Consider the following 20,832-nt stretch of genomic DNA (forward strand, 5'->3'; position numbering starts at 1 on the left):
AGCGCATGACGGGGTGAGAGGAGGCAGACATGGTTTCGTGGAAAGGCACTTGGCGCAATCAATACGGCTCGGTTGTGATTATCGAAGATGATAGTGGTGGCATGATCCGGGGTGTCTTCAGGACAGCGTTGCCGGACAGCAGCTTCTCCGGGATGGTGGTGCCATTCTATGGCGCCGCTCATGGAGATGTGATTGGCTTCACGTCTGCGGCGTCGGGAAAGGCGGGGCCTGCCGCTGTCAGCTACACCGGCATTGTTCGAGACGGCAAGATCGAGATGTTGTGGCACACGGTGGCCGGACAGGTGCTCTCAGCCGAGGCGGAAGGTGAGCCCGCAAAGCTGACCACGGTTGGAGCATGGCGCGCCTTCGGGACGAGCCTGGACACCTTCGAGCGTATTGACTGAGCGATCTCACTGGTTCGCAGCCACGTTAAACTCCAAGCTAACCTTAGTCGCTTGCCGCCCCGGCGGCCTTGATGTCCAACAAGCCGTAGCCGAAATCATTGTCTCTGCCCTTGGGGCCGAGATCCTTGGCGGTGGCTGCCAGCGCTTTCTCGATGTCGTCGGCCGAGCGGTCGGGCGAAGCATGGAGGAGATTGGCGATGGCGCCGCTGACGATCGCCGCGGCGAAAGAGGTGCCGGTGACGACGTCCGAGCCGGCGCCGCTCGGCGCCACCATCTCGACGCCGGGCGCCGAGATGAAGACATAGGCGCCGCGATTGGCCTGCGGCATCAGTCCGTCCTCGGCGTCGGTCGCGGTCACCGCGATGACGCCGTCGAAGGCGGCCGGATAGCCATAGGGCGCCTTCGGCCCGTTGTTGCCGGCGGCGGCGACCAGCACCATGCCGAGCGTGCGGGCATTGCGGCAGGCGGCGCCGAGCAGGTCGTTCTTCGGCCCGACGAAGCTCATATTGATGATACTGACATTCTGCTCAGCCGCCCAGTCGAGCGCCGACAGGATGACGTCCATGGTCGACTTGCCGCCTTCGAAGGCGCGCGCGTGGTAGATCCTGGCGCCCGGCGCCATGCCTTCCAGCGCGCCGACGCCGGCGATCAGCCCGTCGATCGAGGTGCCATGGTCGCGCTTTTCGACCGGTACGTCGGGCATGGCGTCGAACTGTCCGGCGATGACACCGGCCAGTGCCGGATTGGTGTCATCGATGCCGGTATCGATGACGGCGACGCGGACGTTTTGACCGCTCGCCTGTTTGGCATCGAGCGCGATACGGTCAAAGGCATAGTTGACGATGCCGGCGGCCTGCTGCAGCGAGTAGATGTGGTTGGGCTCGCGCCGCTGCGTCCGGCCGTCGGCGGCAAGCTGCGCCAGCACGACGCCGACGGGGCGACCATCGGGAATACCGAAGCGTACCAAAGTGGTGCCGAGCAGGCGTGACTGGCGCTGCGAGCGCAACTGGAGGCCGAAGGAGGCGGCGATCTGCTGCACGGCGCCGGCATCGCCGTCGACCGTCACCAGCACCTCATCGGGCACGAAATCGCCGGCCACGGCATGCGGCGGCTGGACGGCGACGAGATCGGTCGGCGAGACGATCGGCCCGCCGGCCGGAGGGCCGGCCTGATTGTTGCCGGGCGGCGTGACCGGTTCCGGCGTCGGCACCGGTGCCGGAGGCGCGACCGGATTGGGAAACAGGTCGACGATCAAGGCGGGAAGAAAGACGGCGGCCGCCTGGGCAGGACCCGCACCGCTGGCATTGCCGCTGGCGCTGCCGTCCTTGGCGCAATCTGCGCCGGCCGCGTTGGTGCCGTTTCGGCAGTCGATTTTCGTCTGGTCGCTCTTGGCGGCATTGGTCTGTGCCGACGCAGGCACGGCGGTGATTGTCATCGCCGCCGCCACGATTGCCGCAAATCGAAGGGCCGCCTCAGCCGCCATCAACCGGTTTCCTTCCCTCGATCACAGTGTCGGCGAATGGCTGGGCTGCAATAAGGCCAAGCTGCTTGGCATAGTCGGCTGCGTTGGCGGCGGGAATGCCGATCCGGAACACGCTGTCTGCGGTCGGTCCACCGATGACCTTCAGCCCGTTGCTGCCGAGGAATGCCGAAATGTCCGACATCTTCGCATCCGGTTTGAACTTGACCAGGGCGAACGGCATTTTTGCCAGATCGTCTTGCGCGCCGGCAATCTCGAAATCCTTGCCCTTGCCACCGGGCTGCACCAGGGACTGCACAGCGATCAGCGCCAGCAGGACCGCGGCCGTCGCCCAGGCGACGCCGACCGGCACAGCCATGAAGCGGCTCCAGGCCTGCGCCAGCCAGGACGAGCCAGCCGGCTTGCGTGCAGGGCCGGCCTCGGCATCGAGCGCCTTGGCGAAGCGGCTGAGCGCATCGGCTGGCGGGCGGATTGCTTCATTGGCGGCCGATGTGCCGGAGAATTCGGCCTCGGCCTCGCCAAGGGCTGCCATCGCCGCCGGATCGGTCGCCAGCCACTCCTCTACGGCTTCGAGGTCGGAGCCTTCCAGCGAGCCATTCAGATAGAACGGCAGCAGCGTTTCCATTTCGTCGCGACGCGACATTTTTTCAGCGGCGCTCATGGCCACCCCCTGTCGTAACCGGCGGCCTTGAGGGCCTCGCCGAGTTTCTTGCGGGCGTAGAACATCCGGGTCTTGACCGTCGCGACCGGGATGGCGAGCACCTCGCCGATCTCTGCCACCGACTGCCCGTGATAATAGGCAAGATCGATCACCGTGCGGTGTTCTTCGGGCAAGGCGTCGATGAAGCGGCGTAAGGCGGCGGCCTTGTCCTCTTTCATGGTGACGACCTCCGGCGTGTCGGCGCTGTCCGGCACCGCGGCGGCCGCCTCGTCGTCGATCCAGTCTTCCTTCTTCTTGCGCAGCAGCGACAGCGCCTTGAACCGGGCGATGCCCAGCAGCCAGGTCGAGACTTCGGAGCGCCCTTCGAAGCCTGGCGCCTGGCGCCACAGCTCAAGGAACACCTCGTTCGCGATATCGTCAGCCATCATTTCCGATCCCGTCTGGCGCGCCACGAAGCGGTAGACCCGCGCGTGGTGACGCATGAACAGGAGCCGCACGGCGGCATGGTCGCCCTTCGCGACCCGGTCGACAAGCGCACGATCTGTCTCCGTCGCCGCCGTCATGGCCGGTCGAGCCGCCTGGCTCCTGCCTGCTCTGTCGCCGATCGGTCCAAAAAGGTTCATCCTCCGCCAAGGAATTTGCGGAGGCTAACCGAAGAGCGGGGCGGTTGCCAGTAGGGACGCCTTCCTTCCCCCCTTGTGGGGGAAGGTGGATCGGCGCGCAGCGCCGAGACGGATGAGGGGTGGTCCAGCGGAGTGAGACGTTGGCGTTCCCTGGAACACCCCTCATCCGTCGCCTTCGGCGACACCTTCTCCCACAAGGGGAGAAGGGAAAGCCGCCCTCACCCCAAGAAAGGCTTCGCTTTCATCGTCGCGGGCACCGGCACGCCGAGCCGGCTCAGCACCGTCGGCGCCAGCTGCAACTGGTCGAGCAGCGTATCGGCCTCAGGCCCTTGGCCTTGTCCGAAATAATACAGCGCGAAATCCTGCATCTCGTCATCATGGCCGCCATGGTGGCCGCGGTCGGTCTGGCCGTGATCGGCGGTGACCATGACCTCGTAGCCGGCCGCGATCCAGCCCGGCAGGAAGGCGGCCAGCATGCCATCCATCGCATAGACCGCATGGTCCATCTCGTGGCAGTCATGGCCGAAGCGATGGCCCATCGAGTCCAGTGTGCAGGTGTGCAGGATGCCGTAGTCGATGCCGTGGCGTTTGGTCAGCATGGTCAGCGTCGCGAACAGATCGACATCGCTCGGCGTCATCTGGTTGCGGGCGTTGTAGCCGGTCATGGTGTGGAACCGGCCATGCGTGATCGGCCCGCCCGGCTCGTCATATTCCATGTCCTCGACCAGGTCGAACGGGTGGGAGCGGAAGAATTCCGACCAGTAGGAATGGGTGACTGCCCCGGTCTTGCCTCCGGCCTTGCTGACTTCCGAGAAGATGTCGGGCTGCGCGACGCGGAACCGGTTCTCGTTGGAAAGAATGCCATGCACCTGCGGCGACACGCCGGTGTGGATGGAGGCATAGCAGCAGGCCGAGGTCGACGGCAGCACCGAGCGCATCTTCCAGACCCGCGCCTCGCCCGATTGCACCCAGCCTTCGAGATTGCCCATCAGCCGGCGCCAGTTGCGATAGGGAACGCCGTCGAGGATGATCAGCAGAAGCTTGGATTTGAGCGCCATGGGCTGCTCCATGCAGTCCTGTCATAGAGGGCAGGGATGGGGTCCCGGGCCCGACCAGCAGGTCGTTAGTTCCCCGCGCTGGCCATGCGCCGCCCCTTGATCGCCTTTTCCAGCCAGCCGATCTCCATCTCAGGGACCGACGACAGGAGAAGGTCGGTATAGGCGTCGAAGGGCGGCGTCAGAACCTTGCTCTTCGAACCGTAGCGGACCACTTCGCCGCGATACATCACCGCGATCGAATCGGCGATCGACTTCACTGTCGCCAGATCGTGGGTGATGAAGAGATAGGCGACCTTCTCGTGCTGCTGCAGGTCGAGCAGCAGCTTGAGGATGCCGTTGGCCACCAGCGGATCGAGCGCCGAGGTCACCTCGTCGCAGATGATCAGCTTCGGCTTGGCGGCGAGCGAGCGGGCGATGCAGACGCGCTGCTTCTGGCCGCCTGAAAGTTCCGCCGGATAGCGGTCGACAAAGCCCTTACCCATTTCGATCTCGTCGAGCAGTTCGGCGACGCGCTTGTCGCGTTCCCTGCCGCGCATGCCGAAATAGAATTCGAGCGGCCGGCCGATGATGGTGCCGACGGTCTGGCGCGGGTTCATCGCGACGTCGGCCATCTGGTAGATCATCTGCAGCTGGCGCAGATCTTCCTTCGGCCGGTCGGCGAGCCGGTTGGCGAGCGGCCGCCCATCGAAGGTGACAGTGCCTTGCTCGGGCGGCAAAAGGCCGGTGATGGCGCGCGCCAGCGTCGACTTGCCGGAGCCGGATTCGCCCACCACTGCCAGCGTCTGGCCGGGGTAGATGTCGACCGACACGTTCTTCAGCACCTTGACGTGGCCGCCGCCATAAGCGGCGGTGACGTTCTTCACCGACAGGAACGGCGTGGCGCCGGGGTTCTGCTCCTGGTGCTCGATCTCATGCACCGAGACCAGCGCGTTGGTGTATTCCTGGCGCGGCTCCTTGATGATCTGGCGGGTACCGCCCCATTCGACCAGCCTGCCATGGCGCAGCACCATGATCTCGTCGGAGACCTGGGCGACGACGGCAAGGTCGTGGGTGATGTAGAGCGCCGCCACATGGGTGTCGCGGATGGCGTCCTTGATCGCCGCCAGCACGTCGATCTGCGTCGTCACGTCGAGCGCCGTTGTCGGCTCGTCGAAGACGATCAGGTCGGGTTTCGAGCACAGCGCCATTGCCGTCATCACGCGCTGCAACTGGCCGCCCGAGACCTGGTGCGGAAAGCGTTCACCGATGGTTTCCGGGTTCGGCAGGCTGAGCTTCTTGAACAGCGCGACGGCGCGCTTTTCGGCCTCGGCGCGTGTCGCCGTGCCATGCAGCAGCGTGGCTTCCACCACCTGGTCCATCAGCCGGTGCGCCGGGTTGAAGGCGGCCGCCGCCGACTGCGCGACATAGCAGACCTCGCGGCCGCGCAGTTTGCGGAAACCTTCCTTGCCGCCCTTCAGGATATCGCGGCCGTTGAGGATCACTTCGCCGCCGGTGATGCGCACGCCGCCACGGCCATAGCCCATCGACGACAGGCCGATGGTCGACTTGCCGGCGCCGGATTCGCCGATCAGGCCCAGCACCTTGCCCTTTTCCAGCGTCAGCGAGACATCGTGCACCAGCACGATGTTCTTTGGCGCTTCGCCGGGCGGATAGACCGTGGCCTCGATGCGCAGATTCCTGATATCGAGCAGCACGCCTGGCTTGGGTTGTCCGGGCTTCGCGTTGCTATCAGCCATCACCCGCGTCCTCCCTTCAGGCTTGTCGTGCGGTTGAGGATCCAGTCGGCGACAAGGTTGACCGAGATGGCGAGCGCGGCGATCGCCCCCGCCGGAATGAGTGCCGCGGCAATGCCGAAGACGATGCCGTCCTTGTTCTCCTTGACCATGCCGCCCCAGTCGGCGTCCGGCGGTTGCACGCCAAGGCCGAGGAAGGACAGCGTCGACAGGAACAGCACCGCATAGATGAAGCGCAGGCCGAGTTCGGAGACCAGCGGCGACAGCGCGTTGGGCAGGATCTCGCGGAAGATGATCCAGGCGCTGCCTTCGCCGCGCAGCTTGGCCGCTTCGACATAGTCCATGACGTTGATGTCGACGGCGACCGCGCGCGAAAGGCGGTAGACGCGGGTCGAGTCGAGAATGCCCATGACCAGGATCAGCGTCACCAGGTTCGTCGGCAGCACGGAGAGCACGACCAGGCCCATGATCAGGGTCGGGATCGACATCAAGAGGTCGACGAGGCGTGACAGGATCGTGTCGAACCAGCCGCCAAACACCGCTGCCGAGAAACCGAGTATGGCGCCGAGCGAGAAGGACAGAGCGGTGGCCAGCACGGCGATGAACAGGGTGATGCGGGCGCCGTAGATCATGCGCGACAACAGATCGCGGCCGAGATTGTCGGTGCCCAGCCAATGCGCGGCCGACATTGGTTCCCAGACGTCGCCGACGATCTCGGCATTGTCGTGCGGCGAGATCCACGGCGCGAAGATCGCCGCCAGCACGAACAGGGCGGTCAGCACCAGGCCGATCAGGGCAGGGATGGGGATGCGTCTTATATCGAGCATGCCCGCCCCCTCACTTTGGATGTCTGAGACGCGGATTGGCGACGATCGCCGCAATGTCCGCGATGATGTTGAGGCTGATATAGACGGCGGCAAAGATCAGGCCGACCGCCTGCACCACCGGCACATCGCGCTTGGTGACGTGGTCGACCAGATACTGCCCCATGCCGGGATAGACGAAGATCACCTCGACGACGACAACGCCGACGATGAGATAGGCGAGGTTGAGCATGACGACGTTGATGATCGGCGCGATCGCGTTCGGGAAGGCGTGCTTGCGGATGACGGCGAAGGCCGAGAGCCCCTTGAGCTCCGCCGTCTCGACATAGGCCGACTGCATGACGTTGAGGATGGCGGCACGCGTCATGCGCATCATATGGGCCAACACCACCAGCGTCAGCGCCGTCGCCGGCAAGGCGATGGCCTGCATCCGCTCGCCGAAGGGCATGCCGTCATAGACGGTCGAGATGGCGGGGAACCATTGGTGCTGAACCGCGAAGTAGAAGACGAGCAAGTAGCCGATGAAGAATTCCGGGAAGGAGGTCGAGGCGAGCGCCAGCCCGGAGATCAGCTTGTCGACCCAGCCATTGCGGAAACGCACCGCTATCAGGCCGAGCGTTATGGCCAGCGGGATGGCGACGATCGCCGCCCAGAAGGCGAGGAACAGCGTGTTCCATAGCCGGCCCTTGATCGAGGTGGCGATATCCTGGCCGCTCGACATGGCGGTGCCGAGGTCGCCGGTCAGCACGCCGCCGAGCCAGTGGAAATACCTGACATAGGCCGGATCGTTCAGCCCGAGCTGTTCGCGCAGATTGGCGAGCGACTCCGGCGTCGCCGATTGTCCCAGAATGGCTTGCGCGACGTCGCCGGGCAGGATTTGCGTGCCGGCGAAGATCAGGACCGAAATGGCCAGCAGAAGGAGGATGCCCAGCGCGATGCGCTGGGCAATTAGCTTCAGGATGGGTGAGGACATCTCCGCAAAGCCGGACTCAGGCCTGCAGCCAGCACTTCGCCAGGGCGTAGCCGTTCATCAGTTCCTGGTGCGGATCGTCCACCCAGCCATCGACCTTGGCGCCGGTGGCGTCGATGAACTGGTTGAACATCGGCAGGATCAGGCCGCCTTCGTCACGCACCATGACGGCCATGTCGTGGTACATCTGCTTGCGCTTGGCCTCGTCGAGCTCGGCGCGCGCCGCCAGCACCATCTTGTCGAAGTCCGGGCGCTTGAAACGCGTGTCGTTCCAGTCGGCGGTCGACAGGTAGGCGGTCGAGTACATCTGGTCCTGCGTCGATCGCCCGCCCCAATAGGAAGCGCAGAAGGGCTGCTTGTTCCAGACCTCGTTCCAGTAACCGTCGCCGGGCTCGCGCTTGAGCTCGATCTTGATGCCGGCCTTGGCCGCGCTCTGCTGGAAGAGCTGCGAGGCATCGACCGCGCCGGGGAAGGCGACGTCCGAGGTCCTCAGCAGAACGGTGCCGTCATGACCGGACTTCTTGTAGTGGAACTTGGCCTTGTCGGGATCGTACTTGCGCTGCTCGATTTCGGTGAACAGCGGATAGGACGCGTTGATCGGGAAGTCGTTGCCGAGCGAGCCATAGCCGCGCAGCACCTTGGTCAGCATCTCTTCGCGGTCGATGGCGAGCTTCAGCGCCATGCGCAGGTCGTTGTTGTCGAAGGGCGCCGTGTTGCAATGCATGATGAAGACATAGTGGCCCGGACCCGCATGGTTGCGGATGGTCACGCCCGGCACGCGCTTGATCAGGTCGACGATCTTCGGCTCGACGCGGTTGATCATGTTGACCTGGCCGCCCTGCAGGGCCGCCGTGCGCGCCGTCGCGTCATTGATGACGATGACTTCGATCTGGTCGGCATGGCCCATCTTGTCGCCCTGCCAGTAATTGGCAAACCGTTCGGCGCCATGGCGCACGCCGGGCTCGTTGGTCTTGACCACATACGGGCCGGCCGAGATGCCGGCATCGGGCTTGTCCTTGCCGCCATTGGGCTGGACGATCAGGTGATAGTCGCTGAGCAGGTAGGGCAGGTCGGCATTGGCCTCCTTCAGCGTCAGCACCACTTCCTTGCCGCTGGCCTTGATGGTGTCGATGCCCTTCATGTAGCCGAGCGCGCCGGACTTAGATTTCTCGTCGGAATGGCGCTCGAGCGTGGCGGCCACGTCCTCGGCGGTCACGGTCTTGCCGTTGTGGAATTCGACCCCGTCGCGGATTTTCAGAGTCCAGGTCTTCGCGTCGTCGGACGAGCCGATCTCTTCGGCGATGCGGTTCTCGAGCTTGCCCTCGGGCGACAGCTCGACGATCATTTCGCCCCAGCACTTGCCGAAGGCGAACGGCACCTGCGTCATGAACAGCGCCGGATCGAGACTGTTGGTGGATTCGCCGCCGACCAGGCCGGCCTTCAGCGTGCCGCCCTTGACCGGGCCTGCCGCGCGCGCCGCGCTTGAAAGCAGCGAATTGGCGAAGGGCGCGGCGATGCCGAGCGCTGCCGCGCGACCGAGAAAATCACGACGGCTCAGCTTGCCTGCTGCGACACGCCGGCTAAGGAATTCCAGTTCGTTCGACATGTTGAGTTCCTCACTCTGTTGGTTCGACTCTACGGTCGATTTTTGTTGTTAATTCTCCCTGAATAATGAGGGTAAGCTAACGCCGTAAGCAAGACCGAATGCGACATGCCGTGGCGTAAATCGTACGTCGCATTTGGACCAAGGGCGTCAGCGCTCAGACAAGCGCACGTGGAATTTTCTCCTCGAAATTGCGCTCGAAGACGATTTGTTCGCCCTCATAGGCCTCGATTCTGGCGCTGACGATGAAGTTTTGTGCGTCCGATCGCATCTCTGCCCATGTCTCGGTTCGCACCGACCATCCATTTCGCGACAATGTCTGCGTCCAGTGTGTTTTCCCAGAGGCCGACAATGGATTGTCAGGATGGATCGTCCATGTTTCGCGGGCGATGCTGCCATTGACCAGGCCGTGGTCGAGATCGCGCACCTCGCCGAAATCATCCGCAATGGAAAGCGTGACGATTCCGGTCTTTTCGTCGCGATCGACATGGCGTTCGGAATTCGCTGCACGGGTCGTCTCGGTGGCCCAGGGCGCAGCACCTTCCGGCTCGGCGAACGTCGCTTCGCCGCCTTTCGCCAGCGGCCGCAGCGGCAAGGCAAGTGTCGCCGCCGACAAGCTTAACTGCACCGGCTCCGGCGACGGCCAGATCATGGGCCAATAGGCGTTCGACACGGCGACGCGCAGGCGGTGGCCGGCCGGCACGCGGTAGGCGCATTGATCGAGCACGACGCGCGCCGACACGGTCTCGCCCGGCGCCAGTGCCTGCGGGAATTCGTGCGAGTCGCGATGTGTCAAATTGAGCACACCATAGGAGATCAGTTCGGAAGCGCCGTCGGGATGGACGTCGCAGAGCCGCACCGCGATGTTGGCCTGCGGGCGATCGGAAGCGAACGTGACCTCGACTTCCGGCGCGCCGACAATGTCGATGGTCTCGGCGAGTTCCGGTTGGTCGAAACACACCGACAGTGCATCGTCGGGACGCTGGTCGCCCGGCAATTCCGGACCGAAGGTGAACGGAAAATATTCGCCGCCGGCGAGCCCACAATTCTGCGGCGAGGCGACAATGGTTGGTTGGCTCCCCTTGGGCAGCAGTTCGATGGCCTGGGTCTTGATCGCGGGTGACGGCCATTGTTGCTCGGCCACCCAACGGCCGGGCCGCTCGGGGTGCCAGCGCGCCGGACGCACGCTGTCCATCACATAGGCGCGGTAGGCGGGATCGCCCTCGACGCCGGTCTCGGTGCCCTTCAGCCAGCGGTCCCACCAGCGCAGCGCCTCCTGCAGGAAGCCGATGGCCGGCTGGGGTCCGGCATAGTGCGGATATTTGTGGATCCAGGGGCCGACAATGCCCCTGACCGGCGCCTCGATGTTGGTGACCAGGTGCGAGATCGTGTTGCGGTAGCCGTCATGCCAGCCGCCGATCGACAGAACGGCGGCCTTGACGGCCGAAAAATCCTCGCAGATCGAGCCGCGCTTCCAATAGGCGTCGCGATGCTGGTGGCTGAGCCACAGCGGCAAAAGGAAGGGCTGGTTCTCCAGTCGGGTCAGCCACAGATCGCGCCATCTGTTGTCGCCGGCGATCAGCGGGTCCGGCGGCCGCGACGAGTAGGAGAGCATGGTCGAGGCCCAGCCGAAATTCTCGATCAGCAGGCAGCCGCCCTTGTAGTGGATGTCGTCGGCGTAGCGGTCGACGGTCGAGCACAGGCTGATCACCGCCTTCAGCGCCGGCGGCTGCTTGGCCGCAACCTGCAGGCAGTTGAAGCCGCCCCACGAGATGCCCATCATGCCGACATTGCCGTTGCACCAGGGCTGAGCCGCCGCCCAGGCGATGACGTCGCAGGCGTCCTGCAATTCCTGCTCGGAATATTCGTCGTCCATCAGCCCTTCGGAATCGCCATTGCCGCGCATGTCGACGCGGATCGAGGCGTAGCCGTGGCCGGCGAAATAGGGATGCGTCAGCTGATCGCGAAAAATGGTGCCGTCACGCTTGCGGTAGGGCAGGTGCTCGAGGATGACAGGCACCGGATCGTCGCCGGCATCCTCCGGCATCCACACCCGCGCGGACAGCCGGCAGCCATCCGGCATGATGATGCCCATATCGGGGAATTCAACGACCTTGCGGGGAAATTCGGTGACGGTTTTCATGGGTGCGCATAACGCCCCGAGGCGCGGCAAGTTTCAATCGCCATTCGCGACTGGAGCAGCGAATTATGCGACCTGTGCCGTTACCGCAATTCGTCCAGCAATTCGGGATGTCTTTCCAGCAACGTCATCAGTTGGATGGTCGGACCGCTAGGCTCGATCAGGCCTCTTTCATACTTGTCGAAGGCATTCTCGCCGACCTTGAACAGCGATCCCGCCTCGCGCTGTGACAGTTTGAGCTTTGTGCGCATCCGCCGGATGGTTGCTGGAGCGGGAACGCCATCGATCTTTTCCTTGAGGGCACGAAGAGCTGCGTCGACAGCAGTCATGTCGTCTCCAACATGCACACCTTCGCCCTGCGAAGCCGGATAGTAACCTGGCAGGTCGACAATCATGCTCTCGCCCTTATAGGTCACGGTGAATGGACGCACTTGACGCGTCAGGGTTTCCCCGGTTTCGGGGGAAATCATCGTTTCACTTCCTTCTCTTGTCGCCATGCGTTTTTTCCATGCTGCAATATGCCACCATAAAGGGGGCAATTCAAAGTGGATGATCCTGCGGCCGAAGGTTAGTCTAGCGGAATGTCGTTCTCGCCCTTGCTCGCCTGGTAGGCGCCGGACAGCGCGTCGTAGCGTGCCGAGATCTTGCCGATGCGTGTCTCCAGCCGCTGGCGTTCCGCCTCGGGCAGCGCCCGCACCATCCTGCGGATGGAAAAACTCTTCCAATAGGCATTCTGGGCGTTGTAGCCGCCTGGGTCGAGGGTGAAGACCTCTTTCAGGATCTTCAGGTCGTGCGGGATCGCAAAGCTGTCGCGCGAATCCTCGTGGCTGAAGAGATAGTAGAAATTGTCGAAGCCGGTCCAGGTGATCGCCGACAGGCAGAGCGAGCAGGGCTCATGCGTGGCGATAAACAGAGCGTCCTTGGTGTCGACGCGCTCGGCTTTCGGCATCTCGTAGAACCGCTTCAGGCAGTGCACCTCGCCATGCCAGAGCGGATTTTCGATCTCGTTGTTGGTTTCGGCCAGCACCAGCGAGCGGTCGTCCTTGCGCAGGATCGCCGCGCCGAACAGCTTGTTGCCATGGGCAACACCCTCGGCCGTCTTCGGCACGATATCGTGCTCGATAACGTCGAGCAGGCGGTCGATCAAGGAAATGTCGGTCATGGGGATCAAAAGCTTTCAGGGGAGATGGATCTCGTAGGCGTGCGAGAAATGAAACTCTTCGAGATTCGAGCCGTCGCCGCCGCGGTCGACGATCAGGAAATCCTGTGGCTCGCCAAGCGGCGTCAGCACGCCGTGCCAGAGATTGCGCGAATAGTTGATGCCTTGTCCGGGCGCGGTGATGAAGGCGTGCGGTTCGCCCGGCCCCTCCTTGCCGTCAAGGCAGACGACGACCAGGAACGGACGCGGCGACAGCGGAATGAAGGCCTGGCTGCCGAACGGATGCCGCTCGACCATGGTCAGTTTCAGCGGCAGTTCGTAAGGCGTGCCGCGCACCATCGAGATCAGCACGCGCGCGTTCGGTCCCGTGGCTTCAGCGGTGGCGAGGTCGTGGTAGCGCTCGGCCTTGCCGCCATTGATCGGGTAATGGTTGTCGCCACCCATGTCGATGACATCGCCGAAGGGGGCAAAGGCCTCCCGGGTCAGCTTCTGTGCTGTGATGCGGGTCACCGCGCGCGACCGCCGATGCCGACGCCGCCGAGCTTGGCGTGCCGGTTGACGTCCTTGTAGAGCAGGTAGCGGAACTTGCCGGGGCCGCCGGCATAGCAGGCCTGCGGGCAGAAGGCGCGCAGCCACATATAGTCACCGGCCTCGACCTCGACCCAGTCCTGGTTGAGGCGATAGACCGCCTTGCCTTCCAGCACGTAGAGCCCGTGTTCCATCACATGCGTCTCGGCGAAGGGAATGACGGCGCCCGGCTCGAGCGTGACGATGGTCATATGCATGTCGTGGCGCAGATCGGCGGGATCGACGAAGCGGGTCGTCGCCCAGCGGCCTTCGGTGCCCGGCATCGGCGACGGAGCGATCTCCTGCTCGTTGGTGAAGAAGGCTTCCGGCACGTCGAGACCGTCGACCACTTCGTAGGCCTTGCGGATCCAGTGGAAGCGAACCGGCGCCTTGCTTTCATTGCGAACGGTCCAGCCGCTCGCCGGCGGCAGGAAGGCAAAGCCGCCGGGCCGCAACATATGCTTCTTGCCGGAAAGCAGAACGGTCAGTTCGCCCTCGACCACGAACAGGGCGCCTTCGGCGCCGGCGTCGGGCTCCGGCCGGTCGCTGCCGCCGCCAGGCTCCACCTCGACAATGTATTGCGAGAATGTCTCGGCAAAACCGGACAGTGGCCGCGACAGGATCCAGACGCGGGTCTTGTCCCAGAACGGCAAGGCGCTGGTGACGATGTCCCGCATCACGCCCTTGGGAATGACGGCGTAGGCCTCGGTGAAGACGGCGCGGCCTGTCAGCAATTCAGATTGGCCGGGATGGCCGCCATGCGGTGCGTAGTAGGTGCGCTCTGGCATCCTGATCGTGTCCATGGGTTCAAGCCTATTGCGGTAGCATGTCTCTGAGGCGGAGCAGCGCGATGCGCTCGACCTGTTTGCAGGCAGTCTCGAATTCGACGCCACGGCTGTTGCCGATGCGCGCCTCGAACTCGGCGAGGATTTCCTCCTTGGTCTTGTCCTTCACCGCGATGATGAAGGGGAAACCGAAGGTGGTGACGTAGGCGGCGTTGAGCTTGGAGAACAGTTCGCGCTCCTTGTCGGTCAGCGCGTCGAGGCCGGCGGAGGCTTGTTCCCTTGTCGATTCCGCCGTCAGCCGCCTGGCCTTGGCCAGCTTGCCGGCAAGGTCGGGATGGGCGTTGAGCACACCCAGCCGCTCGGTCTCGCTGGCAGCGCGGAAGATGCGGCAGAGCGCATTGTGCAGGCCGCCCGCGGTGTCGTGCGCCGGGCCCAGCTCCAGCTCGTAGGCCCGCTCGGCGATCCAGGGCGAATGCTCGAACACGCCGCCGAAAGTGTGAACGAATGTCTCGAATTCCATCTTCGACGGGCGCAGTGCCGCCGGCTTGTAGGGATGGCTCTCTTGCCAGTGCTTGGCGATGTCGATGCGCCGCGCCAGCCAGACCTTATCATGCGACTTCACATAGTCGACGAAGCGCTTCAGCGCCGCCACCCGGCCCGGCCGCCCGACGAGGCGGCAATGCAGGCCGATATTCATCATGCGCGGCCGCCCCGCCTGGCCCTCGGCATAGAGCGTGTCGAAACTATCCCTGAGATAGGCGAAGAACTGGTCGCCTGAATTGAAGCCCTGCGGCGTGGCGAAGCGCATGTCGTTGGCGTCGAGCGTATAGGGGATGATGAGCTGCGTGCCGCCGGCATGCTCGAACCAGTAAGGCAGTTCGTCGTCATAGGTGTCGGAGACATAGTCAAAGCCGCCTTCTTCGGCCACCAGCCGCACAGTGTTGACCGATGTGCGGCCCGTATACCAGCCCGTCGGGCGCTGGCCTGTCACCTCGTAATGCAGCTTGATTGCCGCTTCGAGGTCGCGGCGCTCGTCCTCGGCGCTATGATCGCGGTAGTCGATCCACCGCAACCCGTGCGAGGCGATCTCCCACCCCGCGTCCTGCATGGCCGTGACCTGGTCGGGCGAGCGGGCAAGTGCCGAGGCGACGCCGTAGCAGGTCACCGGAACTTGCGACTCGCTGAATAGGCGCAGCAGCCGCCAGAAGCCGGCCCGCGCGCCATATTCGTAGATCGATTCCATGTTCCAGTGGCGCTGTCCCACCCAGGGCGCGGCGCCGACGATCTCCGACAGGAAGGCTTCCGACGCCTTGTCGCCATGCAGCACGCAATTCTCGCCGCCCTCTTCGTAATTGACGACGAACTGCACGGCGACATGCGCCCCGCCGGGCCATTTCGGATCCGGTGGATTGGCTCCGTAGCCGCGCATGTCTCTTTCGTAACGCATTGCCCCTCCTGCCGGACACTGCCGGAAGTTGTGATCAGGATAGTCGAAAGGGTTGCCGCCGCATTCCCTTGAAATTTTTGAAAGTGTTTTTGTGCCGCTCCGCTCGACCGGGACTTATGCATCGCCTTTAATTGGCGCACAATTCATTGCTTTGTTCGACTGTACCGGGAATGGGAGGCGCCAGTGGCAGAAACGTCGAAAGCCGATGGCGGACGTCTGACGACGCATGTCCTCGACACCGCGACCGGCAAGCCGGCGGCTGGGTTGTCGATCGCGCTCTATCGCCTTGACGGTTCGGCCAGGACACATTTGAAGACAGTCGCGACCAATATCGACGGCCGTTGCGACGCGCCGCTGCTGGCGGGCGCCGAGTTCCGCGCCGGCCAATATGAGCTGGTGTTCGCGGCCGGCGACTATCTGCGCGGCCAGGGCACAGAACTGCCGGAACCGGCTTTCCTTGACAGTGTGCCGATCCGTTTCGGCATGGCAGAGGCAGTGCACTATCACGTGCCATTGCTGATCTCGCCCTATGGCTATTCGACCTACAGGGGGAGCTGAGGCATGGCCAAGATCAAAATCCGCAACGAAATCCACTTCATCCTCAATGGCAGGGATGTCGTGCTGTCGTCGGTGGCGCCGGACGCGACCCTGCTCGACTGGCTGCGTCTCGACCGTTCGCTCCGCGGCACCAAGGAAGGCTGCGCCGAGGGCGATTGCGGCGCCTGCACGGTTCTGGTCGGCAAGCTTTCGGCCGCCGGTCTGGTCTATGAAAGCGTCAATGCCTGTATCCGCTTCCTCGGTTCGCTCGACGGCGCCCATGTCGTGACAGTGGAACATTTGCGTGGTCAGCCCGGCCAGTTGCATCCCGTCCAGCAGGCGATGGTCGATTTCCATGGCTCGCAATGCGGCTTCTGCACGCCGGGCTTCGTCATGTCGCTCTATGGCCTGTGGATGCGGTCGCTGGAGCCGTCGGACGCGGCCATCGAAAAGGCCTTGCAAGGCAATCTCTGCCGCTGCACCGGCTACGAGGCGATTGTCCGCGCCGCGCACGCCATCTCCAGTTACGGTAAAGCGGCGAAGGATCCGCTGGCGGCGGAGCGCAAGGCGATCACCGCGCGGCTGGAAGCCTTGCGGGACGGCGCGCGGGTCGAGATCGGTTCGGCCGAGGCGCGGCTTATCGTGCCGGCCAATGTCGACGATTTCGCCAATGTGCTCGAACAGGAACCCGGCGCCACCATCGTTGCCGGCTCGACCGATGTCGGCCTGTGGGTGACCAAGCACATGCGCGACATCTCTCCGGCGGTCTTCATCGGCAATCTCGACGGGCTGTGCACCATCGCCGAAGACAAGGGCGTCATTTCGATCGGCGCCGGCGTTACCTACACCGAAGCCTTTTCGACGCTGTCGAAACGCATCCCGGCGCTCGGGCCGCTGTTTGACCGCATCGGCGGCGAACAGGTGCGCAACATGGGCACCATCGGCGGCAACATCGCCAACGGCTCGCCGATCGGCGACACGCCGCCGCCCTTGATCGCGCTCGGCGCGCGCCTGACGCTGCGCAAGGGCAAGAAGCGGCGCACGATCCCGCTGGAAACCTTCTTCATCGCCTATGGCAAGCAGGACCGGCAACCGGGCGAGTTCGTCGAGGCCGTGCACGTGCCCGTGCCGGCCAAGGGCGAAAAATTTGCCGTCTACAAGATCACCAAGCGCCGCGACGAGGATATCACCGCTGCCCTCGGCGCCTTCTTGCTGACGCTAGCCAAGGACGGTACGGTTGCCGATGTGCGCATCGCCTATGGCGGCATGGCGGCGACGCCGAAGCGGGCGTCTTTTGTTGAAAGGGCGCTGCTCGGCAAGCCATGGACCGAAGAGACGGTCGAGACGGCGATGGCGCAATATGCCAGGGATTTCACCCCGCTCACCGACATGCGGGCGTCAGCCGAATACCGGGCGCTGGCGGCCAAGAACCTGTTGTTGCGCTTCTTCGTCGAAACCTCCGGCACCAGGGCGCCCTTCCAGGTGTCCCGCAACGAGGCGGCATGATGAACAAGCACGCCACATCAAATCTCAAGGCTGAGAAGATCGTCGGCGGCGTCGCCACCGATCAGCGGCATGATTCCGCCCACAAGCATGTCAGCGGCACCGCCGTCTACATCGACGACATGCCGGAACCGGCCGGCACGCTGCATGGCTGCCTTGGTCTCTCGGCCGCCGCGCATGCCACCATCACCCGCATGGATCTTTCGGCGGTGCGCGCTGCTTCCGGAGTCGTCGATGTGCTCACGGCAAAGGATGTGCCGGGCGAGAATGACATTTCGCCGACCGGTCGGCACGATGAGCCGGTGCTCGCCGACGGCAAGGTCGAGTTCTTCGGCCAGCCGATCTTCTGCGTCATCGCCGAAACCCGCGAACAGGCACGCCGCGCCACCAGGCTGGCCAAGGTCGAATACAAGGAATTGCCCTTCGTCACCGACATCGGCGGACTCGATCCGAGGAAGGACAAGCTCGTCACGCCGCCGCTTACCCTGAAGCGCGGCGATGCCGCTGCCGCGATCAAGGCGGCACCGCGCCGGTTGAAGGGAAAGATGCGCGTCGGCGGCCAGGAGCATTTCTATCTTGAAGGCCATATCGCCATGGCCGTACCCGGCGAGGATCAGGACGTCACCATCTATTCCTCGACCCAGCATCCAAGCGAAGTCCAGCACATGGTAAGCCATGCGCTCGGCATACCCAGCAATGCCATCACGGTGGAGATCCGCCGCATGGGCGGCGGTTTCGGCGGCAAGGAAACGCAGGGCAACCAGTTTGCCGCGCTCGCGGCCATCGCCGCCAAGAAACACCATCGCGCCGTCAAGATCAGGCCCGACCGCGACGACGACATGATCGCCACCGGCAAGCGCCATGATTTCCTCGTCGACTACGAAGTCGGCTTCGATGACGAGGGCAACATTCTCGGTGTCGATTTCATGTTCGCCGCGCGTTGCGGCTTCTCGTCGGATCTGTCGGGCCCGGTGACCGATCGTGCGCTGTTCCATTGCGACAACACCTATTTCTGGCCCGCCGTGCACGCGCAATCGGCGCCGCTCTACACCAACACCGTGTCGAACACTGCCTTCCGGGGTTTCGGCGGCCCGCAAGGGATGGTCGGCGCCGAACGCGTCATCGACGAGGTGGCGTTCGCGGTCGGCAAGGATCCGCTCGAGATCCGCAAGAAGAATTTCTATGGCACCAGCGACCGCAACATCACGCCCTACCACCAGACGGTCGAGGACAACATCATCCAGCGCATCGTCACTGAACTCGAAGAGAGCGCTTGCTATGCGCGGCGGCGGCGCGAAATTTCGGCCTTCAATGCCAACAGCCGTTTCGTCAAGCGCGGCCTGGCGCTGACGCCGGTCAAGTTCGGCATTTCCTTCACCGCCACGCACTACAACCAGGCCGGCGCGCTGGTGCATGTCTATACCGATGGTTCGGTGCATCTGAACCATGGCGGCACCGAGATGGGGCAGGGGCTCTACCTCAAGGTCGCGCAGGTGGTGGCGGAAGAATTCCAGATCGATCTCGACCAGGTGAAGATCACCGCCACCACCACCGGCAAGGTGCCCAACACCTCGGCCACAGCGGCATCGTCCGGTTCAGACCTCAATGGCATGGCGGCACAGAATGGCGCTCGCCAGATCAAGGGCCGGCTGACCGATTTCGCTGCCGAGAAATACCAGGTGCCGCGCGATCAGGTGCTGTTCCTGCCCAACCGGGTGCGCATCGGCAACCAGGAGATCGCCTTCGCCGATCTCGTCAAGCAGGCCTATATGGCGCGCATCCAGCTGTCGGCGGCGGGCTTCTACAAGACGCCGAAAATCCATTGGAATCGCGACAAGGGCGAGGGCCGCCCTTTCTACTATTTCGCTTACGGCGCCTCCTGCTCGGAAGTCTCGGTCGACACGCTGACCGGCGAATATGTGGTCGAGCGCACCGACATCCTGCACGAGACCGGCCGCTCGCTGAACCGCGCCATCGACCTCGGCCAGATCGAGGGCGGCTTCATCCAGGGCATGGGCTGGCTGACGACCGAGGAATTGTGGTGGGACGACAAGGGCCGGCTGCGCACCCATGCGCCGTCGACCTACAAGATCCCGCTCGCCTCCGACCGGCCGAAGATCTTCAACGTCACTTTGGCCGACTGGCCGGAAGCGAGCGAGCCAACGATCCACCGCTCCAAGGCGGTCGGCGAGCCGCCCTTCCCGCTAGGCATGTCCGTGCTGCATGCGCTGTCGGATGCGGTGGCCAGCGTCGCCGATCACAGGATCTGTCCGCGCCTTGACGCCCCGGCGACGCCGGAGCGCGTGCTGATGGCGATCGAGCGGCTGAAAGGCGAGGCGAAGGCCTGAATCCGGCAAAACGTGCAATTCAGGTCGAAAAACCCTATGTTTCCCGCACGGGAATGCGAATGATGACTTCGAAAGTGCAAAGCCTGAAAGACTTCCTGGCTGGCCAGGGTCGCGTCGCTTTGGTCGAAGTGGCCGGCACCAAGGGCTCGACGCCACGCGAGAAGGGCGCCTTCATGCTGGTCTCGCGGGAGGCGATTTTTGGCACGATCGGCGGTGGCCAGCTCGAATATATGGCGATCGACAGGGCGCGGCAGATGGTGGCGTCGTCACCTCGCCGCAAGCCGCGGGGCAAAGAAGCCCGCATCGAGGTCGATGAAGTCTGCGCTACACTGGACGTGCCGCTCGGCCCGGAGATTGGCCAATGCTGTGGCGGGCGCGTCGAAGTCTTGATCCGATTCGTCGATGCCGATCTCGCCAACGGGTTGATTGCAGCGGCGGAAACCGAAGAAGCGCATCTACCGCATGTCTATATTTTCGGCGGAGGCCATGTCGGCCAGGCGCTGGCGGCGGCAATGTCGCTGCTTCCCGTGCACGGCGCCGTCATCGAGACGCGGGCCGAGGCGCTGGAAGGCATGCCGCAAACCGTCGAGACGCGGCTGACGCCGATGCCCGAGGCCGAAGTGCGCAACGCGCCCGCCGGCACCGCCTTCGCCATCCTCACCCATGACCATGCGCTGGATTTCCTGATCGTCGCCGAAGCGCTGAAACGCGACGATGCGGCCTATGTCGGCATGATCGGCTCGAAGACCAAGAAAGCGACGTTCAGGAACTGGTTCCTGAAATCGGCCGAAGGCACAGAAGCGGAATTTGCCCGTCTCGTCTCGCCAATCGGCGGCGACGCCGTCAGGGACAAGCGCCCTCAAGTCATTGCGGCACTTGCTGCCGCCGAGATCATGACGGCGCTGGTCGTGCATAGAGCTGCATCAAATGCCGACCATCAGGTGCCGCGGCACAGGGTGCTCGCCGGTTAGTCACAGCTGCTCAGCGGCT

The 20,832-nt window shown here is 63.9% G+C and carries 19 protein-coding genes; 5 read left to right on the top strand and 14 right to left on the bottom strand.

The annotated features are described in order from the left end of the window. The first annotated feature begins 29 nt into the window (after window positions 1-29). Window positions 30-404, top strand: a complete 375-nt coding sequence (locus CK228_RS23645) for an avidin/streptavidin family protein (RefSeq protein WP_095771555.1) — start codon at window positions 30-32, stop codon at window positions 402-404. A gap of 43 nt (window positions 405-447) precedes the next feature. On the opposite strand, the gene CK228_RS23650 is transcribed toward CK228_RS23645, so the two are convergent. The 14 genes from CK228_RS23650 to puuE form a co-directional block, all read right to left on the bottom strand. Continuing rightward, a complete protein-coding gene (locus CK228_RS23650; RefSeq protein ID WP_095789420.1) occupies window positions 448-1,887 on the bottom strand; it encodes a S8 family serine peptidase in 1,440 nt (479 codons plus the stop codon). Then, window positions 1,877-2,545, bottom strand: a complete 669-nt coding sequence (locus tag CK228_RS23655) for an anti-sigma factor (protein ID WP_095789421.1) — start codon at window positions 2,543-2,545, stop codon at window positions 1,877-1,879. Before CK228_RS23655 ends, CK228_RS23650 begins: the two co-directional genes overlap by 11 nt. Next, window positions 2,542-3,108, bottom strand: a complete 567-nt coding sequence (locus tag CK228_RS23660) for a sigma-70 family RNA polymerase sigma factor (protein ID WP_095789485.1) — start codon at window positions 3,106-3,108, stop codon at window positions 2,542-2,544. Before CK228_RS23660 ends, CK228_RS23655 begins: the two co-directional genes overlap by 4 nt. Before the next feature lie 278 nt (window positions 3,109-3,386). Continuing rightward, a complete protein-coding gene (locus tag CK228_RS23665; protein ID WP_095789486.1) occupies window positions 3,387-4,226 on the bottom strand; it encodes an alkaline phosphatase family protein in 840 nt (279 codons plus the stop codon). Window positions 4,227-4,291: 65 nt separating this feature from the next. Further along, complete coding sequence (locus CK228_RS23670; protein WP_095789422.1) at window positions 4,292-5,962, bottom strand: ABC transporter ATP-binding protein; 1,671 nt, start codon at window positions 5,960-5,962, stop codon at window positions 4,292-4,294. After that, window positions 5,962-6,786, bottom strand: a complete 825-nt coding sequence (locus CK228_RS23675; RefSeq protein WP_095789423.1) for an ABC transporter permease — start codon at window positions 6,784-6,786, stop codon at window positions 5,962-5,964. The genes CK228_RS23670 and CK228_RS23675 overlap by 1 nt, the downstream gene beginning before the upstream one ends. Before the next feature lie 10 nt (window positions 6,787-6,796). Next, window positions 6,797-7,756, bottom strand: coding sequence for an ABC transporter permease (locus CK228_RS23680; RefSeq protein ID WP_095771558.1), 960 nt, complete (start codon window positions 7,754-7,756; stop codon window positions 6,797-6,799). A 16-nt stretch (window positions 7,757-7,772) separates the two neighbouring features. Further along, window positions 7,773-9,359 carry an ABC transporter substrate-binding protein gene (locus tag CK228_RS23685; protein ID WP_095789424.1) on the bottom strand — a complete coding sequence of 529 codons (1,587 nt, stop codon included), beginning with the start codon at window positions 9,357-9,359 and terminating at the stop codon, window positions 7,773-7,775. A gap of 154 nt (window positions 9,360-9,513) precedes the next feature. Further along, the gene (locus CK228_RS23690; protein WP_095789425.1) at window positions 9,514-11,499 is read right to left on the bottom strand and encodes a CocE/NonD family hydrolase; all 1,986 of its coding nucleotides are present in this window, start codon (window positions 11,497-11,499) and stop codon (window positions 9,514-9,516) included. Window positions 11,500-11,579: 80 nt separating this feature from the next. Next, window positions 11,580-11,993: a type II toxin-antitoxin system MqsA family antitoxin gene (locus tag CK228_RS23695; protein WP_095789426.1), complete on the bottom strand. Its 414-nt coding sequence runs from the start codon at window positions 11,991-11,993 to the stop codon at window positions 11,580-11,582. A gap of 71 nt (window positions 11,994-12,064) precedes the next feature. Further along, window positions 12,065-12,658 (bottom strand): nucleoside deaminase, encoded by a 594-nt coding sequence (locus CK228_RS23700; protein ID WP_095789427.1) that lies wholly within the window; start codon window positions 12,656-12,658, stop codon window positions 12,065-12,067. A gap of 15 nt (window positions 12,659-12,673) precedes the next feature. Further along, entirely contained in the window at window positions 12,674-13,165 is a 492-nt protein-coding gene (locus tag CK228_RS23705) for an ureidoglycolate lyase (protein ID WP_095771562.1), read from the bottom strand. Then, on the bottom strand, window positions 13,162-14,025 hold the full coding sequence (locus CK228_RS23710) for a bifunctional allantoicase/(S)-ureidoglycine aminohydrolase (protein WP_095771563.1): 864 nt from the start codon (window positions 14,023-14,025) through the stop codon (window positions 13,162-13,164). The genes CK228_RS23705 and CK228_RS23710 overlap by 4 nt, the downstream gene beginning before the upstream one ends. A 10-nt stretch (window positions 14,026-14,035) precedes the next feature. Then, entirely contained in the window at window positions 14,036-15,454 is a 1,419-nt protein-coding gene (puuE, locus tag CK228_RS23715; protein ID WP_095789428.1) for an allantoinase PuuE, read from the bottom strand. A gap of 183 nt (window positions 15,455-15,637) precedes the next feature. On the opposite strand from puuE, the gene uraH reads away from it, so the two are divergent. The 4 genes from uraH (at window position 15,638) to xdhC (ending at window position 20,813) form a co-directional block, all read left to right on the top strand. Beyond that, window positions 15,638-16,012 (top strand): hydroxyisourate hydrolase, encoded by a 375-nt coding sequence (uraH, locus tag CK228_RS23720; protein WP_095771565.1) that lies wholly within the window; start codon window positions 15,638-15,640, stop codon window positions 16,010-16,012. Between the two features lie 3 nt (window positions 16,013-16,015). Then, window positions 16,016-17,497: a xanthine dehydrogenase small subunit gene (xdhA, locus tag CK228_RS23725; protein ID WP_095789429.1), complete on the top strand. Its 1,482-nt coding sequence runs from the start codon at window positions 16,016-16,018 to the stop codon at window positions 17,495-17,497. Beyond that, complete coding sequence (xdhB, locus tag CK228_RS23730; protein ID WP_095789430.1) at window positions 17,497-19,842, top strand: xanthine dehydrogenase molybdopterin binding subunit; 2,346 nt, start codon at window positions 17,497-17,499, stop codon at window positions 19,840-19,842. The genes xdhA and xdhB overlap by 1 nt, the downstream gene beginning before the upstream one ends. Before the next feature lie 62 nt (window positions 19,843-19,904). Continuing rightward, entirely contained in the window at window positions 19,905-20,813 is a 909-nt protein-coding gene (gene xdhC / locus CK228_RS23735; RefSeq protein ID WP_095789487.1) for a xanthine dehydrogenase accessory protein XdhC, read from the top strand. Window positions 20,814-20,832: the final 19 nt, after the last annotated feature.

Origin of the sequence: Mesorhizobium sp. WSM4312 (genome assembly GCF_002294875.1) — a bacterium.
Classification (GTDB): domain Bacteria; phylum Pseudomonadota; class Alphaproteobacteria; order Rhizobiales; family Rhizobiaceae; genus Mesorhizobium.

Coding starts and splice junctions, on each gene's coding strand:
- CK228_RS23655 (WP_095789421.1), bottom strand. CDS start 2,545: ATGAGCGCCGCTGAAAAAATGTCGCGTCGCGACGAAATGGAAACGCTG.
- xdhA (WP_095789429.1), top strand. CDS start 16,016: ATGGCCAAGATCAAAATCCGCAACGAAATCCACTTCATCCTCAATGGC.
- CK228_RS23665 (WP_095789486.1), bottom strand. CDS start 4,226: ATGGCGCTCAAATCCAAGCTTCTGCTGATCATCCTCGACGGCGTTCCC.
- CK228_RS23685 (WP_095789424.1), bottom strand. CDS start 9,359: ATGTCGAACGAACTGGAATTCCTTAGCCGGCGTGTCGCAGCAGGCAAG.
- CK228_RS23650 (WP_095789420.1), bottom strand. CDS start 1,887: ATGGCGGCTGAGGCGGCCCTTCGATTTGCGGCAATCGTGGCGGCGGCG.
- CK228_RS23675 (WP_095789423.1), bottom strand. CDS start 6,786: ATGCTCGATATAAGACGCATCCCCATCCCTGCCCTGATCGGCCTGGTG.
- CK228_RS23695 (WP_095789426.1), bottom strand. CDS start 11,993: ATGGCGACAAGAGAAGGAAGTGAAACGATGATTTCCCCCGAAACCGGG.
- xdhB (WP_095789430.1), top strand. CDS start 17,497: ATGAACAAGCACGCCACATCAAATCTCAAGGCTGAGAAGATCGTCGGC.
- CK228_RS23645 (WP_095771555.1), top strand. CDS start 30: ATGGTTTCGTGGAAAGGCACTTGGCGCAATCAATACGGCTCGGTTGTG.
- CK228_RS23710 (WP_095771563.1), bottom strand. CDS start 14,025: ATGGACACGATCAGGATGCCAGAGCGCACCTACTACGCACCGCATGGC.
- puuE (WP_095789428.1), bottom strand. CDS start 15,454: ATGCGTTACGAAAGAGACATGCGCGGCTACGGAGCCAATCCACCGGAT.
- CK228_RS23670 (WP_095789422.1), bottom strand. CDS start 5,962: ATGGCTGATAGCAACGCGAAGCCCGGACAACCCAAGCCAGGCGTGCTG.
- CK228_RS23680 (WP_095771558.1), bottom strand. CDS start 7,756: ATGTCCTCACCCATCCTGAAGCTAATTGCCCAGCGCATCGCGCTGGGC.
- CK228_RS23660 (WP_095789485.1), bottom strand. CDS start 3,108: ATGACGGCGGCGACGGAGACAGATCGTGCGCTTGTCGACCGGGTCGCG.
- CK228_RS23700 (WP_095789427.1), bottom strand. CDS start 12,658: ATGACCGACATTTCCTTGATCGACCGCCTGCTCGACGTTATCGAGCAC.
- CK228_RS23690 (WP_095789425.1), bottom strand. CDS start 11,499: ATGAAAACCGTCACCGAATTTCCCCGCAAGGTCGTTGAATTCCCCGAT.
- xdhC (WP_095789487.1), top strand. CDS start 19,905: ATGACTTCGAAAGTGCAAAGCCTGAAAGACTTCCTGGCTGGCCAGGGT.